At 65.9% G+C, this 15,268-nt stretch carries 12 protein-coding genes; 9 read left to right on the top strand and 3 right to left on the bottom strand.

What is annotated here, in order from left to right:
* The first annotated feature begins 4 nt into the window (after window positions 1–4).
* The 8 genes from ACIQ7H_RS16365 to ACIQ7H_RS16330 all read left to right on the top strand — a co-directional run bounded on the left by ACIQ7H_RS16365 (window position 5) and on the right by ACIQ7H_RS16330 (window position 10,054).
* Complete coding sequence (locus ACIQ7H_RS16365) at window positions 5–790, top strand: DUF3450 family protein (RefSeq protein WP_395793431.1); 786 nt, start codon at window positions 5–7, stop codon at window positions 788–790.
* A complete protein-coding gene (locus ACIQ7H_RS16360; RefSeq protein WP_395793429.1) occupies window positions 787–2,202 on the top strand; it encodes a MotA/TolQ/ExbB proton channel family protein in 1,416 nt (471 codons plus the stop codon). The genes ACIQ7H_RS16365 and ACIQ7H_RS16360 overlap by 4 nt, the downstream gene beginning before the upstream one ends.
* A 28-nt stretch (window positions 2,203–2,230) precedes the next feature.
* Complete coding sequence (locus tag ACIQ7H_RS16355) at window positions 2,231–2,896, top strand: MotA/TolQ/ExbB proton channel family protein (protein ID WP_395793427.1); 666 nt, start codon at window positions 2,231–2,233, stop codon at window positions 2,894–2,896.
* Window positions 2,897–2,899: 3 nt separating this feature from the next.
* Window positions 2,900–3,313, top strand: coding sequence for an ExbD/TolR family protein (locus tag ACIQ7H_RS16350; protein WP_395793425.1), 414 nt, complete (start codon window positions 2,900–2,902; stop codon window positions 3,311–3,313).
* Window positions 3,313–3,942, top strand: coding sequence for an energy transducer TonB (locus tag ACIQ7H_RS16345; protein ID WP_395793423.1), 630 nt, complete (start codon window positions 3,313–3,315; stop codon window positions 3,940–3,942). Before ACIQ7H_RS16350 ends, ACIQ7H_RS16345 begins: the two co-directional genes overlap by 1 nt.
* Window positions 3,939–5,087: a tetratricopeptide repeat protein gene (locus tag ACIQ7H_RS16340; RefSeq protein ID WP_395793421.1), complete on the top strand. Its 1,149-nt coding sequence runs from the start codon at window positions 3,939–3,941 to the stop codon at window positions 5,085–5,087. The genes ACIQ7H_RS16345 and ACIQ7H_RS16340 overlap by 4 nt, the downstream gene beginning before the upstream one ends.
* Window positions 5,057–8,227 (top strand): TonB-dependent receptor domain-containing protein, encoded by a 3,171-nt coding sequence (locus tag ACIQ7H_RS16335; RefSeq protein WP_395793419.1) that lies wholly within the window; start codon window positions 5,057–5,059, stop codon window positions 8,225–8,227. Before ACIQ7H_RS16340 ends, ACIQ7H_RS16335 begins: the two co-directional genes overlap by 31 nt.
* Before the next feature lie 123 nt (window positions 8,228–8,350).
* Window positions 8,351–10,054, top strand: a complete 1,704-nt coding sequence (locus ACIQ7H_RS16330) for a hypothetical protein (protein ID WP_395793417.1) — start codon at window positions 8,351–8,353, stop codon at window positions 10,052–10,054.
* Between the two features lie 93 nt (window positions 10,055–10,147).
* On the opposite strand, the gene ACIQ7H_RS16325 is transcribed toward ACIQ7H_RS16330, so the two are convergent.
* From ACIQ7H_RS16325 to ACIQ7H_RS16315, 3 genes are all read right to left on the bottom strand, one after another.
* A complete protein-coding gene (locus tag ACIQ7H_RS16325) occupies window positions 10,148–11,230 on the bottom strand; it encodes a hypothetical protein (protein WP_395793415.1) in 1,083 nt (360 codons plus the stop codon).
* Window positions 11,231–11,357: 127 nt separating this feature from the next.
* Entirely contained in the window at window positions 11,358–11,594 is a 237-nt protein-coding gene (locus ACIQ7H_RS16320) for a hypothetical protein (protein ID WP_395793413.1), read from the bottom strand.
* A gap of 109 nt (window positions 11,595–11,703) precedes the next feature.
* Window positions 11,704–13,692 carry a S9 family peptidase gene (locus ACIQ7H_RS16315; RefSeq protein WP_395793411.1) on the bottom strand — a complete coding sequence of 663 codons (1,989 nt, stop codon included), beginning with the start codon at window positions 13,690–13,692 and terminating at the stop codon, window positions 11,704–11,706.
* A gap of 117 nt (window positions 13,693–13,809) precedes the next feature.
* Here ACIQ7H_RS16315 and ubiA point away from each other — a divergent pair, with 117 nt between their 5' ends.
* Window positions 13,810–14,805: a 4-hydroxybenzoate octaprenyltransferase gene (gene ubiA, locus ACIQ7H_RS16310; protein ID WP_395793409.1), complete on the top strand. Its 996-nt coding sequence runs from the start codon at window positions 13,810–13,812 to the stop codon at window positions 14,803–14,805.
* The last annotated feature ends 463 nt before the right edge of the window (window positions 14,806–15,268 follow it).

Here is a 15,268-nt window from a genome sequence, read left to right as displayed (position 1 = left end):
CCTCATGACCCGCCTGTTTGCATTCCGCCCGCTGGCTTTCAGCGCATTGCTGGCCGTGGGTCTCGCCGGCGTTGCCGCTCCGAGCCTGGCCCAGGACGAAGCCGACACCTTGGCCCAGGGCCTGATTCGCCTGCGTGGCGAAGTCGAACAGCTGAACGCCGAGCTCGAACTGCTGCGCGAAGAGCAGCGCGTCGGTCTGGCGGCGCTGAATCAGCAGAAGGCCGAGCTCAGCAACAGCTCGGAACGGCAGAATCTGACGGCGCGCGAGGCGCGCGAGAAGCTCGCCGCCAAGCAGGCCGAGATCGATTCGGTGAGTCTGTCGGCGGACACCCTGAAGCCGGCCTTGATCAGCGCGATCGAGGCCCTGCAGCAGCACATCCGCGGCGGATTGCCGTTCAAGATCGAAGAGCGCACCGGCGAGCTCGGCCGCTTCCGCGCAGAGCTTGAGAACGGCAGTGTGCCGCCGCAGCGCGGCGTCAATCGCCTGTGGGCCTACTTCGAAGACGAGTTCCGGCTCAGCCGCGACAACAGCCTGCACACCCAGACCTTGAGCCTGGGCGACGAGCGTGTGCTGGCCGATGTGGCCAAGCTCGGTTCGATGGCCCTGTACTTCCGCACCCGCGACGGTCGCATCGGCCAAGCGCAGCGCGCCGGCGAAGGCTGGACCTTCGTGGTGCTGACCGAAACCGTCCAGCAGCAGCAGGTCGCAAGCCTGTTCGACGCGCTGGGCAAGCAGATCCGCCAGGGCTGGTTCGAGCTGCCGCTGGCCGCCGCAGGAGCCAGCCGATGAGCGCCTTCTACCGTATCGCCCTGGCGGCCTTGTTGCCGTTCGCCGCAGTCGCTCAGGACACCCCGGCGCCCGCAGCTGCCGCCGCCGAATCGCCCGCGCCCGCCGCTGCACCGGCGCCAACGGTGTCGGTTGAGCAGGCCTACCGTCGCGAGTTCGCCTTTCTGGAAGCACAGAAGCGTGAGCTGACCCGGCGCATCGAAGAGGTGCGCAGCCAGACCGCCAGCCAGCGCGGCCGGCTGGAGTCCGAAGTGTCGGCGCTCGAAAATCAACTGCTGTCCGCGCGGACCGAAGCCGAAGACGCAGCTGCTGAGCTCAATCGGATCGAGCAGGCGGCGTTCGCGCTGGCCGAGAACACCGGCTTCATCGACGCTACCCTGGAGCAGGCACGCAGCACCTTGGCCGGGTTCGGCAATGAGCGCCTGTCCAGCGATGAGTTCGCTGGGCTGGAGGAGCAGGCGAAGCTCAACACCCTGTTCCAGACCTCGATCGAAACCCTCGGAAGCCTGGCCCAGGTGCGCCGCGAGGCCGGTGCATTCTTCCTCGCGGACGGCACCGAAGTGCAGGGTCAGCTGGTGCGGTTCGGCAGCATCGCCGCGTATGGCGTCAGTGAGCAGGGCAGTGGCGCGCTGGTGCCGGCTGGCGGTGGTCGTCTGCGGCTGTGGAAAGACCCCGCGGTCGAGTCGGCGCAGGCGCTGGCGGCCGGGCAGCTGCCTGCGACGCTGCAGGTCTACCTGTTCGAGAACGCAAACGCCGCGGTGCTCGATCCGGAGAACAAGAGCTTTGTCAACGAGATGAAGAAGGGTGGCCTGATCGGCTACATCATTCTCGCGCTCGGTGCGGTGGCACTGATCTTTGTTGCCCTGCGTGCGCTGTTCCTGCAGCGCGCCGGCGCCAGCATCAAGAACATCATCGATGGCGTGGCGCCCGCGGTGCGTGCAGGCCGGATTGATGACGCCATCGCTGCCGCCAAGCGTTTCAAGGGCTCGGCGGCGCGCGTGGTAACGGCGGCCCTGCGCAACCTCGACCGCGAGCGCGAGCACCTCGAGGACATCGTGTCGGAATCGATCCTGCACGAGTCCAGCCATCTGAACCGCTTCGGCGCCTTCATCCTGATGATCGCCGCGGTCGCTCCGCTGCTGGGCCTGCTCGGCACTGTCACCGGCATGATCCAGACTTTCGATGTGATCACCGAATTCGGCACCTCCGACCCGAAACTGCTGTCCGGCGGTATCGCCACCGCCCTGGTGACGACCATGCAGGGCCTGATCATCGCGATTCCTTGCCTGCTGTTCGGCAGCCTGCTGAACGGCTGGGCCGAGAGCATCAAGGACGACATGGAAAAGTCCGCGCTGAAGATCGTCAACCTGCATCAGGACGTGCGCGCCGGGCTTGCTGCCCGTAGCGCCGCCTGAGCACGGACCGGACCCGGACCCGCCCACCATGGCACTCGGCCTTGACCCCAACAGCGGTGTGATCGATTCGATCGGCGCCTACCTCGCGTCCGGTGGGTTCGTCATGCCGACCCTGGTCGCCTGCGCGGTGGTGCTGTGGTACGCGATCGGCGCGCGCTGGGCCCTGCTGCAGCGGGGCAGCGGCAAGAACGTTCGGGTGTTGATCAAACGCTACGCCGACGGCCGCGCCAAGGCGCCCGATGGCATCGTCGATCAGGCCATCGTGCGCGGCATGGAGGTGTGCAAGCAGCCGCGGCCCAACCTGCGTCGCTATCTGGATGAGGCCTTCGGCGAGTTCGACGGTGTGATCAAGCGCCACGCCACCATGATCACCGCGGTGGTGTCGATCGCGCCGCTGTTGGGTCTGCTCGGCACCGTCGCCGGCATGATCGAAACCTTCCGCTCGCTCGGCGATATGACCCTGTTCTCGCAGGGCGGTGGTATTGCGGCCGGTATCGCCACCGCGCTGTTCACCACCCAGATGGGCCTGGTGGTCGCGGTCCCCGGGGTGATCGTGAAGTTCCTGCTCGATCGTCGCCAGCAGCAGCTTGAGCTCGACCTCGCGCAGATCAAGGACCTCTTGATCAGCAAGTTCGACCCCGACTCCGAACACCGCAACGCGATCGTCGCGTCCGCACCGACTTCCAAGGCCTGACCCATGCTGCGTCGTCGCATAAGCAAATCGCCCGAGGCCGCTGTCGATCTGACCCCGATGATCGATATGACCTTCATCCTGCTGATTTTTTTCATGGTCTCGACGACCTTCGTCAAGGACATGAAGCTCGACATCAACCGCCCGGCCGCGCAGACCCAGACGGTCGCCTCGACCAAGGCCGTGCGCCTGTACATCGACCGCCAGGGCGAGACCTATCTCGACGGCCAGCCGGTGCGCGAGTGGGTGATCCAGTCGCGCGTGCGCGATCAGCTCAAGGGCATGAGCCAGAAGTCGGTGCTGGTGATTACCGATGACCAGGTGCCGGCCGAAAAGCTGATCCGCGTGGTCGATGCCGCGCGCTTGGCCGGCGCTGAAGACGTCGGCGTGGCCACCGTTGCGGAAGCCGGGGAAGGCTGATGAAACTCCGCGATCCCCGCCTGACCGGCATCGGCGCCTCCGCGCTGGGCACGGCCCTGGTGCTGGGCCTCGTGCTGTTCATGAACAAGCCGTTCGAGCCACCGCAGGACCAGGAAGGCGATGCCTTCAGTTCGATCCAGGTGGTGAAGCGGGAAAAGCCGCCGGCCGAGCAGCCGGTGCGCCGCCCCGAGCCGCCGAAACGGCCGCCGCAGCGTTCCGCGCCGGCGCCGCTGGTTGGCCTCGATTCCGGTCTGTCCGGCCTGAACTTCGGCCTGCCCGCATTCGATGCCAGCGAGCTTGGCCTCGGCAATGACATCCTCGGCGAAGGCGGCGATGTGGTGATGACCGACGACACCGTTGACGTCGCCCCGCGGCCGATCCTGCAGACACCGATGACCTATCCGCCGCGCGCACGTGCTTCCGGCGTCACCGGCTACGTGATCCTGAGCGTGCTGATCGGCCCGACCGGCCAGGTCGAGCGGGTCAAGGTGCTTGAGGCGCAGCCTGCCGGCGTGTTCGATGACGTTGCCGCCGCTGGTGTGCAGACCTGGAAGTTCGAACCGGCCACTTACCGCGGCGAAAACGTGCGCGTCTGGGCCACCCAGCGGGTGAGGTTCGATCTGTCATGAAGCCGAGCATTCGTACCTCCCTGTTGAGCCTGCTGCTGGCCGCAGCGCTGCCGCTGTTCGCCGCAGAAACCGACGATGTCGACTTCGTCGAACTGGCAGCCCTGCTGATGCGCGACGGTGAAGCCGGCCGCGCCGCCGAAGCGCTGGCGCGGGTCGATCTCGCCGCCGAAGGGGTCGACCTGATCAAGTACCACACCGTGCGCGGCCTGATCGCGCTGGAAACCCAGAAGCTCGAAACGGCCGCCGAGGCCTTCGACGCCGCGGTCGCCGCCGGCCAGACCGAGCCGATGATTCATCTCTATCGCGCCCAGGCCTACTTCGGCCTGGAGCGTTATGCCGAAGCCGTCGCCGCGCTCGACAGCGCCGGTGAGCAGGTCGACGGCATCAGCGGCGCGTGGATGCTGCGCGCGCATGCCTACTGGATGCAGAATCAGCGTCAGCAGGCGCTGGATACCTTGAGCCAGGCCGGCGATCGCTTCCCGGGCAATACCGGTTTCCAGCGTCGGCAGGTGTTCTATCTGGTCGAGGCTGGGCTGTATGCCGAGGCCGCTGATCTCGGCCGCGACTACTTGAGCCGCGGCACGCCCAAGGCCGAGGATTACGCGGCGATCGGCACCGCGCTGCGCCGTAGCAAGTCGTTCGAAGAGGCGCTGCGCTTTCTCGAAAGCGCGCGCCTGCAGTTTCCGGAAGATGGCTCGATCGCACGCGCGCTAGCGCAGACCTGGATGGAGAACGGCAACCCATTGGCCGCCGCCGAAGTGATGGCGGCGCAGGCCGAGCGCGAACCCGCTTTGCTGGTCGAAGCCGCCGAGCTGTTCCGCCGCGCCGGTCACACCGGGCGAGCGCTCAATTTGAATGCGCGCGTCGACGACGGCGAACGCAAGTTGAAGCAGCGCGTCGGCCTGCTGCTGGCGGCGCGCAAGTACGCCGAGGTCACCGGCATGGAGGGTGCGCTGCGCCGCGCCGGTCTGTATGCCGATGAAGACCTGCGCTATGCCCTGGCCTATGCCTGGTACCGCAGCGGCGATTTCGCCGCGGTCGAACGTCATCTTCAGGCGCTGACCCGGCCCGAACTGTTCCGCAAGGCCACCGAGCTGCGCCGGCTGATGCAGGAATGCGCCGACACGCCCTGGGCCTGCGCCTGACCTCGCAGCTGCCGCTGCGTGGCGATCTGCCTCGCCGCCCCGCATTACCACTTATGCAGCACCCGGAACCCAAGCTCATGAAGCGCCGCCTGCTCGCCCTTGCCACCTTCGCCTTTCTCAGCCGGATGGCGCTGGCAGCCGAGCCCGCCGAGCTGTCGGTGTACCTGTTCGACGCCGGCACGCCGGTGGCCGATGCCGAGATCCGCATCGACGATGCATCGCGCGGCCGCACCAGCAGCGATGGCGCGCTGAACCTCAAGATCGAACCCGGCGCACGCACCCTGCGCGTGCTGCGCGAGGGCGTCGAGGTGCTCAAGATCGAACTGAACCTGGTCGAGGACGAGAACGCCGAGCTGATCGCCACGCTCTACCCCGATGCAGCGCCGAGCGTGTTCATCGAGAGCACCAACACCGCCGGCGCCGCGGCCAGCAGCGCAACGCAGGACCTCGGCCCGCCCGGCACCTTGTCGGGCCGCGTGGTCAGCGCCGACAACGGCCAGCCGGTGGTCGGCGCGCGGGTGTATGTGTCGGGCACGCCGATCGATCTGGTCACCGATGCCGAAGGCCGCTTCAGCGCACCGATCAGCGCCGGTAGCTATGCCATTTCCGTACTTGCGCCGAACTTTTCCTCGCGCAGCTTCGAGGGCGTGCAGATCGTCTCCGAGCAGACCACCGAGCAAGCCATCGAACTGACCCCGGCGGGCGTCGAGCTGCCCGAGTTCGTGGTGCTGGAACCCTTCATCGAAGGCTCGCTCGCGAGCTTCGTCGAAGAGCGCCGCACCAGCTCGGCGGTGACCGACATCCTCGGCGCGGAGCAGATTTCGCGCGCGGGTGACTCGGATGCCGCAGGTGCGTTGAAGCGCGTGACGGGCTTGACCTTGGTCGATGGCAAGTTCGTGTATGTGCGGGGTTTGGGTGAGCGCTATTCAAGCACCCTGTTGAACGGCGCGCAGGTGCCCAGCCCCGATCCGACCCGCCGTGTGGTGCCGCTCGATCTGTTCCCCACCGAAGTGCTGCAGGGCATCGTGGTTCAGAAGACTTATTCCGCCGACATGCCCGGCGAGTTCGGCGGTGGCACGATCCAGCTGCGCACGCGCGGTGTGCCGGAGAGCTTCTTTTTCCGGACCTCCGTGTCGATGGGCTATGCCGACGGCACGACTGGCGAGGAGGGGCTGCGCTATGACGGTGGTCGTCGCGACTGGACAGGTCAGGATGACGGCGCACGCTACGCGCCGCTGGTTTTCGGTAGCCCCAGGCTGACGACCAATCCCACCGAGGTGCAGGCGGCAAGTCGAGAGATTGCAGCCTTGGGATATGACACGCGACGCGCAAGCCTCGCACCCAACGGCAGCGTCGGTGTCGGTGTGGGTGATGACTTCCGTTTCGGTGACTCGGGTGTCAGCCTCGGTTACATCGCGGCGGTGCGCTATGCGCACTCCTGGGACACCAACATCGAGGAGCGCAAGGGCTACAGCCTGTTCCAGGGCGGACTGTTGCCGGCAGAAGAGTTCACCCGCGAGAAGACCGAGCGCAGCATCGATGGCAGTGTCTTCGCGGCCTTGGGCTTGCGCGTTGGCGAGCACCATTCAGTGGACTTTACCGCCACCCGGCTTCGGCAGAGCAGCGACGAGACACGTGTCGATGAGGGCCTATTGAATTCGGGCACGCAGTCCCGCGTCACCCTGCTGGAATGGATCGAGAACTCACTTGATACCCTGCAGTTGCAGGGTGAGCACAGTTTTCCAGCGATCGGTGGTCTGCATCTGCGTTGGCAGGCCACACAAGCCGAGGCTGGGCGCTACTCGCCGAACGCGCGCTCCTACACGTTCGAATTCGATGACCTCGACCAGGTCTATCGGCATGGCGGCATCAACCAGCAGCGTTTCGAACAGCTGGATGACGAGGCTTCGGATTATTCGATCGACCTTCGTCTTCCGCTCGAACTTGGCGCTTTCGAGCTGGTGCCTCAAATCGGAGCCGCGCGGCTTGAGCGCGATCGCGTGTCCTCAATCCGGCGCTTCCGCTTCAGCGGCCGCACCAGCGATCCCCACGTCACGATGGAAGACTTGTTGCGGCCGGAAAACATCGGCCCGAACGGGTGGCGTCTCGCGGAGGTCACCGAAACCTCCGACGCTTACAGTGCTGTCCAGCAGCTCGACGCGGCCTACATCGCGACCGATGTCGCTTGGGGTCCGCTGCGACTGAATGCGGGCGTCCGGCGCGAAGAGATGCGTCAGGAAGTGATCACTGTGCCACCCTTCAACCCGAACGCCGAGCCGGTGGTGGGCCTGCTGGAGAACCGCGACTACCTGCCGGCTGGCAGCCTGACCTGGTCATATTCCGAGAAGGCGCAGGTCCGACTGGGATTCAGTGAAACGCTGTCGCGCCCTGACATCCGCGAGCAGACCTCGGCCAACTTTTTCGATCCGTTGACCGACACCCGCGTGGTGGGCAATGCGAACTTGAAGCAGGCGCAGCTGGAGAATATCGATGTCCGCTGGGAGTACTACTTCAATACTCTGGAGAGTTTTTCGATCGCGCTGTTCTCAAAGGAGTTCACCAATCCCATCGAACTGGTGAGCTCCCCGGCCTCCGGTGAGTTGCTGCAGATCGAGAATGCGGACAGTGCGACCAACATCGGCATCGAGTTCGATGTCTACAGATCGCTGGACGCGATCGGCCGTGTCGGCCTCTTGCCCGGATTCCTCAAGCGGCTGCCATGGCAGGACGTCTACTTTGGCGCCAACTACTCGCGAATCGATTCCGAGATTGATCTGGGTGAGAACCAGGGCATCCAGACCAACGCCGTGCGTCCGCTGCAGGGACAGTCGAAATACGTGGCCAACGCGTCGGTGTCCTACCAGCCGACGGACGGCAACACCGAAGCGACCTTGCTCTACAACGTGTTCGGCGAGCGGATCTTTCGAGTCGGGGTCAGCGGCCTGCCAGATGTCTACGAACAACCCTTCCACCAGCTTGACCTCACCGTTTCGCACAAGCTGCCGTGGGAGGGATTCGGCCTGAAGCTTCGCCTGCGAAACCTGCTCGACGGCAAGGTCGAGTTCACGCAGGGCGGGCTGCCAACACGAAGCTATCGCAAGGGCCGCGAGGCCGGGTTCTCGGTGGAGTGGAAGTTCTGATATGCCGCGGGTGACGGTGTCACCAAACAGTCATGTGCGCGCAGGCTCGGTGAAACAAAAGCTTCTTAGTGTGGAAGGCCTCGTCGGCAACGTCGGCGCGATACCCAACTTTCGGAGCTACCCATGAATTCCTTCCGCAAGACCCTGCTCGCGACGTCCTGCATCTTGGCCTTCGCCGGCCAGGCCTCAGCCACTGTGGTCACCGAAGCCTTCGACGGCTCCTGGACCGACTCTCGCGCAATTGGTCAGAACAAAGGCCTGCTGCTTGACGTGTTGCCCGACCAGAACCTTGTGTTCGGCGCCTTCTTCACCTACGCCAATGACGGAACGCAGATCTGGGCCGTGATTTCGCCCAGCCTGGTTCAGGGTCGCAACGATTACACCAACGTCCCGGTGCTTCGCTACACCGGTGGTCGCTTCAGCGAGGCTGGCAGCCCGGTCGAGCAGGCCTTGGGCACGGCCAATGTGTCGTTCTCCTGCGACGGCATCACGATGAACGTCACCCCCACCGCGGGCTCCAACCTGGCCCCGGCAAACTTCGTGTTCGTGCCCTCCTTGGGCTTGAAGAAGTTGACCAGCGGCCAGTGCAACGACGTCGCCGCGACCTGCCCGGCCGGTACCACCGCCGACGGCAGCGACTGTCGCCTGCCCGGCAGCATCACCAACAATCTGTTCCTGCCTGCTGGCAAGAAGTACATCGTGCGCGGCCAGGTCACTGTCGAGAACAACGGCAGGCTGACCATCGCCCCGGGCGTGACCGTGCAGGGTTCAACCGACGTCAGCTCACCGAACTTCATCGCGGTGAAGCAGGGCGGCCGCATGTACGCCGAAGGCACACCGACCCAGCCGATTACCTTCACAGGCCCGGAAGCGCGCCCGGGCTCGTGGGCGGGCATCGTCATGAACGGCCGCTCTATCTGCAATGACGCAACGGCCACCACCCCCTGCCGCTTCGAAGCGGTGCCGGAGCTGGTCTACGGTGCAGTTCCGCCGGTGCTCGACGACAGCTCCGGTGCACTGCGTTACGTGCGGATTCTGTGGGCCGGTCAGCAAATCGCCCCGAACGAAGAGCTGAACGCCCTGACCCTCAACGCGGTCGGTTCCGGCACCGTGCTGGAGTACGTGCAGGTCGATGGTGGCCTGGATGACGGCTTCGAGTTCTTCGGCGGCAGCATCAACGGTCGTCACCTCGTGTGCTCCAACATGGGCGACGACTGCTTCGACTTCGATCAGGGCTACAACGGCAAGATCCAGTTCGCGCTGGGCTGGCAGGGTGTGAATCCGGATCAGGGCGGTGACAGCAACGGTGTCGAGTCGGACAACGACAACCCCGCTTCCGACAAGACTCCGCGCACCCAGCCGGTGGTCTCCAACCTGACCCTGGTCGGCCGCGGCGATGTCGGCAACGAGGGCATGCGCATTCGCCGCGGTTCGGGTGGCAACTACAGTAACCTGGTGGTGACCGGTTTCCGCGACCGCTGCGTCAACCTGGTCGACGCCCAGACCTACGCGCTGAGCTCAGCCACGCAGACAGGCAGCACGTTGACCTTGGCCAACTCCTGGGTCGGCACCTGCTTGAACGGTGCGTTCGAAGACGCTGCCACTGCAGCGTATGCCGTCAGCGCCTGGTACAACGCCGGCACCGGTAACGGCACCGGCAATCCGCTGCTGGTCACCGGCGGCTTCCTGCCGACCTCAACCTCGCCCCTGCTGAGCGGAGGCCAGGCTCCGAGCGACGGTTTCTTCCGCCCTGTGCAGTTCCGAGGCGCCTTCGCCGGCCCGCGTGACAACTGGACCTCCGGCTGGACCGTCAACATTCCGCGCTGAAACTGATCGCCAAGCTTCGCGATTGAAATCAGAAGGGCCGGCATTGCCGGCCCTTCTTTCGTTATGGCTATGTCCTCGCAGCCCCGGACGACTTCAGCCGCCCTCCAGTGCAGCCACCTGAAACGCCGCGATCACTTCGGTGCCGGTGGCCCCCTGCTGAAACGGCGAAAGCGGCGCGTTTAAACGGACGATCAACGCCTGCATGCGCTGCCGATTGCGCTGCTTTTCGGCGCCGAGCAGGGCCTCGCCTTCGGCTGAGGCGAAGCGGTGCAGGTCTTCGAGGTAGTGGGTCTGGGCCTGCAGCAGGAAGTCGCGGCAGTGGCCGGCGGACAGGGTCGAACCCAGCCGGCGGCCGGCGCGCATCTCGCGTTCCTCGGTCAGCTGCACGGCGCTGCGGCACAGGCTGGCGAAGGGTTCGCCGACATTGGCGGTGTCGATATCGGCGGCGATGCAGGCCAGTCGCAGTGCCCGCGCAATGCAGGCGCGCGACGCCTGCAGCGGATGGTTCTGCTGCATCCAGGGCAGCAAGCGCGGCGCCAGCGCGCCGCCGCCGGAGGCGAGGTCGGCACTGTTGTCGGCGCCCTCGGGATCGGTCACGGGGTCGTTCGGCTGTGGCGGGCGAACGTCGAAGGTGGACCCGGCGATCATCAGTTCCAGCGCGTGGTACAGCGCCTGCTCGCGCTCTTCGCTGAAACCGCAGGCGGCCAGGATGCGGCGCGACTCGGCGATGCTGGCGGCTTCGTTGGCGCCGACCGGATCCCAGGCGTGGCTGCCGTGTTCGCGCTGGCGCAGGTCGTGGTGGGCGGCGAACAGCTCCAGCGCCAGCCAATCCTCGTGGCCCAACCGGCTGGCCGCGGGATGGGCGTATAGCCGGTCGATCCGCCCGAGCAACAGGTCGAGCGCGTGCTCTTCGTTGTGGTAGGCGTGGAAGTCGTTGCCATAGCGGCCGTGGCGTTGGCCCAGGCGGGCTATACCGAGCAGAAGGGCTGCTTCAACTCCGGCGATGCGGCCGTCGCCGGCCGGGCCGAAGCGCGCTGCCCACAGGCTGTGGCGAGCGCGCAGGCGGGTCAGCAGCTCGGGCCGTTCGCGCGCCATGCAGGCGAGCCCGGAGGCCGCATCCGGCAGGCTGCGTTCGGTGGCATCCGGTGGGAAGGCGTCGGCGAGCTGGAAGATCATGCCGCTGTGACGTGGCGAGGGTGGCCGAGTATAGGCAGGTCGGCGCCGCGATGGCGGGGGGGCACGACCCGAAACGCAAGCGGGGCGCACCGTGAAGTGCGCCCCGCAATTTGCCCAACTGGCTGGCTCAGGAACGACGCGGGTCGTAGACCGCTGCGTGGATGCACGAAAAAATCGCAGCCGCGAGCCATCCGAAAGGCGCGAAGCCGAGTGTGAGCAGCCAGGTCAACAGGCCCGCAAGGCAGGCGAACCCGAACCAGAACAAAGCCCAGATCACCCGCCCCTGCACCAGTTGGCCCAGGCCTGGAATGAACAGGCTGCACAGTGCCGCGATGACATTGCCGCCGGAACCGCGTCCGCTCATCGATGAATCTCCTCAAGTGTCAGCTGGCCGGTAAGCACCGGGCCTGGCCTGACGGCGACGGTGCCGGCGGCGTGACCGCCGACATTCAGCCGGGGTTGGGTCCGGTGAATCAGTTGCCGACCACCTTGCCCTTCAGGTGCTGGTCGAGGAAGGCCAGCATCGCGCCGTAGCCGCGAATCTGGTTGGCCTTCTTCGAGAAGCCGTGGCCCTCGTCATCGAACAGCACGTACTCGACCGGCACTCCGTTCTTGCGCACGGCTTCGACGATGTCGTCGCTTTCGGCCTGGATCACCCGCGGGTCGTTGGCGCCCTGCAGCACCATCAGCGGCTTCTTGATCTTGTCGGCATGGAACAGCGGAGAGGTCTCGATGAGGAACTCACGCTGGGTGTTGGGATTGCCGATTTCCTGGTACAGGGCTTCGCGCGCGCTTTCCCAGTACGGCGGGATGTTCTCCAGCGTACGCAGCCAGTTGGACACGCCGAAGATGTTGACGCCGACATCGAACTCGTCCGGATGGAAGGCCAGCGCGGCCAGGGTCATGTATCCACCGTAGCTGCCGCCGGCGATGCCGATCCGGTCCGGGTCGACGTAGGGCAGGCTCTGCAGGTACTTCTTGGCCTCGATGCAGTCCCACAGCGGCTCACGGCCGTGCTTGCCGTCGTCGGCGGCGAAGAAGCTCTTGCCGTAGCCCGAGCTGCCGCGGTTGTTGATGCCCAGCACGACGTAGCCGTTGTTGGCGAGGTACTGCAGCACCGGGTTGTAGGCGCGGGTGGTCTGGCCACCGGGGCCGCCGTGTACCCAAACGATCGCTGGCAGGCGGTTGTCGGCGCTGGCCTGCTGCGGCTTCCACAGGATGTTCGGCACCTCCATGCCGTCGAAACTCTTGAACCGCACTACTTCGGTTTCGACCAGGTCGGCGGCGTCGATCTTGGGGTTCAGCGAGGTGGTCAGGCGGGTCGGCTCAGCAGCATTGAAGTCGAGCACGTACAGATCATTCGGCTGGCGATCGCCGTTGACGTAGAAGGCCATGCGCTGTTCGCTGCGGGCGATCTGCAGGCCTCGGATCTCGCCGGAGGGCAGGGCAGGCAGCTTCTTGGCCACGCCGGTGGCGGCATCGTAGAGCTCGACCTGGGTGCTGCCATCGACATTGACCACGGTCGCGCGGTACTTGCCGTTGTGGCTGAAGTAGCTGGCGACGATGTCCCAGTCGGCCGCCTGCACTTCCTCGTGGCTGCCATCGGCCAGGCTGAAGCGACGCAGGCGCATGAACTCACTGCCTTCGTTGGTCGTGTAGTACAGCCAGGCCGAGTCGCGGCTGAAATCCTGGTCGCTGACCTGTGCACGCTGCTGCGGGTTCGAGACCTCGCGCAGCTCGCCGCTCTGCAGGTTGCGTACGAACAGGCTGCTCTCGTTGGTGGTGATCGACTTCGACAGCGCCAGATGCTGCTGGTCGGCCGACAGCGCGCCGATCTCGTAGCCCTCGGTGTTCTCGAACAGCATCTCGGTGCTGTAGTCGCTGCTGCTGTAGCGATACAGGTCGAAGAAGCGCGGGTCGCGGCCGTTGTGGATCACGAAGAAGTGCGCGCCGTCCCGGCTGAAGCCACCGAACTGCGCGCGCAGTTTGTCGCCGGGCGTCAGGTCCTTCTCGCTGCCGTCGGCCTCGATCACGTACAGGTGGTTGAGCTCGTTGCCGCCCTGATCGCGGGTGATCAGGCGGCGGTCGTCGGCGGGGAAGAAGGCCACCGCGTAGTTGTTGTCGGTGGTCGAGGCGGTGATCGACTTCCATTCGCCGCCAGCCACCGGCATCTCGTAAACGTTCCAGATGCCGGTGCGGTTGGACGAGAACAGGATGCGCGACTCATCCGACGAAAACGAAGCGCCCGATACCGCGACAGTCTCGACGAAATCTTCGATGCTGTACTGCTGGCTGGGTCGAGCCACCGCGGGGGCCGCCGGGGCCGGCGCTGTGGCTGCAGGTGCCGCGGCGGGTGCGGGGGCGTCCGAACTGCAGGCGCCCAGGCCGAAGACCAGGGCGAGGCTGGAAACGAAAATGTGCAGGCGGAAACCGTGTGGGCGGAAACGAGATGAGGCGCGCATGGCAGACATTCCGGGGCGGCGATGGAGGCCGCACTCTAACAAGGTCACGCGCGTGAACATGTGCCGGAAGCGGGCACCCCTGCTACCGTAGCCGCCCTATGCCGCCCTAAAGTCGCCATGAACCCGCGTCCGCCGATTCGCCCGCCGCAGCGCCCGCAGATCCCGCGTGCAGCGCTGCGACCCAAACCGACGCCGCCGCCGATCGCACGCCCATCGGCGCCTGCGCAGACGTGGTCATCCGAGTGGTGGCGGCAGCGCCTGCCGCACTGGTGGCGGCTTATCCGCGCGGACAAGCCGATCGGCGTACTGCTGCTGCTGTGGCCGACGCTGTGGGGCCTGTGGATCGCAGCCGAGGGCTTCCCGCCGCTGGGCGTACTGTTCATCTTCGTCGCAGGGGTGTGGTTGACCCGCTCGGCGGGCTGCGTCATCAACGACTACCACGATCGGTGGCTGGATGGCGCCGTGCAGCGCACCCGGCAGCGCCCGATCGTCAGTGGTGCGGTGCCACCGCGCGAGGCGCTGATCGTGTTCGCGGTTCTGATGCTGGTGGCCTTCGTGCTGGTGCTGTTCACCAACCTGCTGACCATCGGCCTGGCCTGCATCGCCGCATTGCTGGCGGCCAGCTACCCGCTGCTGAAGCGCTACACCTTCTTCCCGCAGGTGTATCTGGGCATCGCCTTCGGCTGGTCGATTCCGATGGGCTTCGCGGCGGTGCGCGGCGAGGTGCCGCCGATCGCCTGGCTGCTGTTCCTCGCCAATGTGCTGTGGAGCACGGCCTACGACACCTGGTACGCGATGGTCGACCGCGAGGACGACATCCGCATGGGCTCGAAGTCGACCGCGATCCTGCTGGGCGACGCCGATCTGATCGGCATCGGCCTGCTGCAGGCGAGCTTTCTGGCCACCCTGCTGCTGGTCGGCCAACGTGCCGAGTTGGGTCTGTACTGGAACATCGGCCTGGCGGTCGCCGCAGCGCTGGTCGCGTGGCAGTTCTGGCAGGCGCGGGGGCGTGGGCGGGAGGCGTGTTTTCGGGTGTTCCTGCAGAACAACTGGGTGGGGATGGTGGTGTTTGCTGGTTTGGTGATTGATTGCGGGGTGCGGGTGGGGGCTTAGGTGGTTGATGTGGCCTAAGCCGAGGGCCGGAGCTTTGGGTTGGCCCTGCGGGCCAGCCGATTTGGTTGCTCGGCAACCGAAGCTCTCATAGGGGTGGTCTCGACCCACCCGGGCTGTGCTGCTGCCTCGATTCCGATTCTCTCGAACGCTTGTCGTGGTCGGGGCGAAGATCAAGATCAAGAGCTTTCGGTCGGCCCTGTGGGCCGGCCGAGTCACTTTTCTTTGAGTGGCCAAAGAAAAGTAACCAAAAGAAAGGCCACCCCTCGTCCGCGCCCTGCGTGCATCCTGCACTCCGGGTACGCGTGATTCGGTCGGGGTTTTCGGACAGGCCATCCATGGCCTGTCGAAAACCTCGCCGGCATCCCTGCCGGCGACCCTTCGGGCGGATCGACCGCCTCCCGCCGCTCCCCAGGGGCCCCGGGTAGAGCGCGGGCGTCGTGCCCGCAGAAGCTGGAGCGAAGCC

The sequence above is a fragment of the Aquimonas sp. genome (assembly GCF_044377145.1).
GTDB lineage: Bacteria > Pseudomonadota > Gammaproteobacteria > Xanthomonadales > Xanthomonadaceae > Aquimonas.
This window is presented reverse-complemented; position numbering and strand designations above follow the sequence as displayed.

Excerpts from the sequence above, each read along its gene's own strand:
- ACIQ7H_RS16365 (WP_395793431.1), top strand. The coding sequence starts at position 5 with ATGACCCGCCTGTTTGCATTCCGCCCGCTGGCTTTCAGCGCATTGCTG.
- ACIQ7H_RS16360 (WP_395793429.1), top strand. The coding sequence starts at position 787 with ATGAGCGCCTTCTACCGTATCGCCCTGGCGGCCTTGTTGCCGTTCGCC.
- ACIQ7H_RS16355 (WP_395793427.1), top strand. The coding sequence starts at position 2,231 with ATGGCACTCGGCCTTGACCCCAACAGCGGTGTGATCGATTCGATCGGC.
- ACIQ7H_RS16350 (WP_395793425.1), top strand. The coding sequence starts at position 2,900 with ATGCTGCGTCGTCGCATAAGCAAATCGCCCGAGGCCGCTGTCGATCTG.
- ACIQ7H_RS16345 (WP_395793423.1), top strand. The coding sequence starts at position 3,313 with ATGAAACTCCGCGATCCCCGCCTGACCGGCATCGGCGCCTCCGCGCTG.
- ACIQ7H_RS16340 (WP_395793421.1), top strand. The coding sequence starts at position 3,939 with ATGAAGCCGAGCATTCGTACCTCCCTGTTGAGCCTGCTGCTGGCCGCA.
- ACIQ7H_RS16335 (WP_395793419.1), top strand. The coding sequence starts at position 5,057 with ATGCGCCGACACGCCCTGGGCCTGCGCCTGACCTCGCAGCTGCCGCTG.
- ACIQ7H_RS16330 (WP_395793417.1), top strand. The coding sequence starts at position 8,351 with ATGAATTCCTTCCGCAAGACCCTGCTCGCGACGTCCTGCATCTTGGCC.
- ACIQ7H_RS16325 (WP_395793415.1), bottom strand. The coding sequence starts at position 11,230 with ATGATCTTCCAGCTCGCCGACGCCTTCCCACCGGATGCCACCGAACGC.
- ACIQ7H_RS16320 (WP_395793413.1), bottom strand. The coding sequence starts at position 11,594 with ATGAGCGGACGCGGTTCCGGCGGCAATGTCATCGCGGCACTGTGCAGC.
- ACIQ7H_RS16315 (WP_395793411.1), bottom strand. The coding sequence starts at position 13,692 with ATGCGCGCCTCATCTCGTTTCCGCCCACACGGTTTCCGCCTGCACATT.
- ubiA (WP_395793409.1), top strand. The coding sequence starts at position 13,810 with ATGAACCCGCGTCCGCCGATTCGCCCGCCGCAGCGCCCGCAGATCCCG.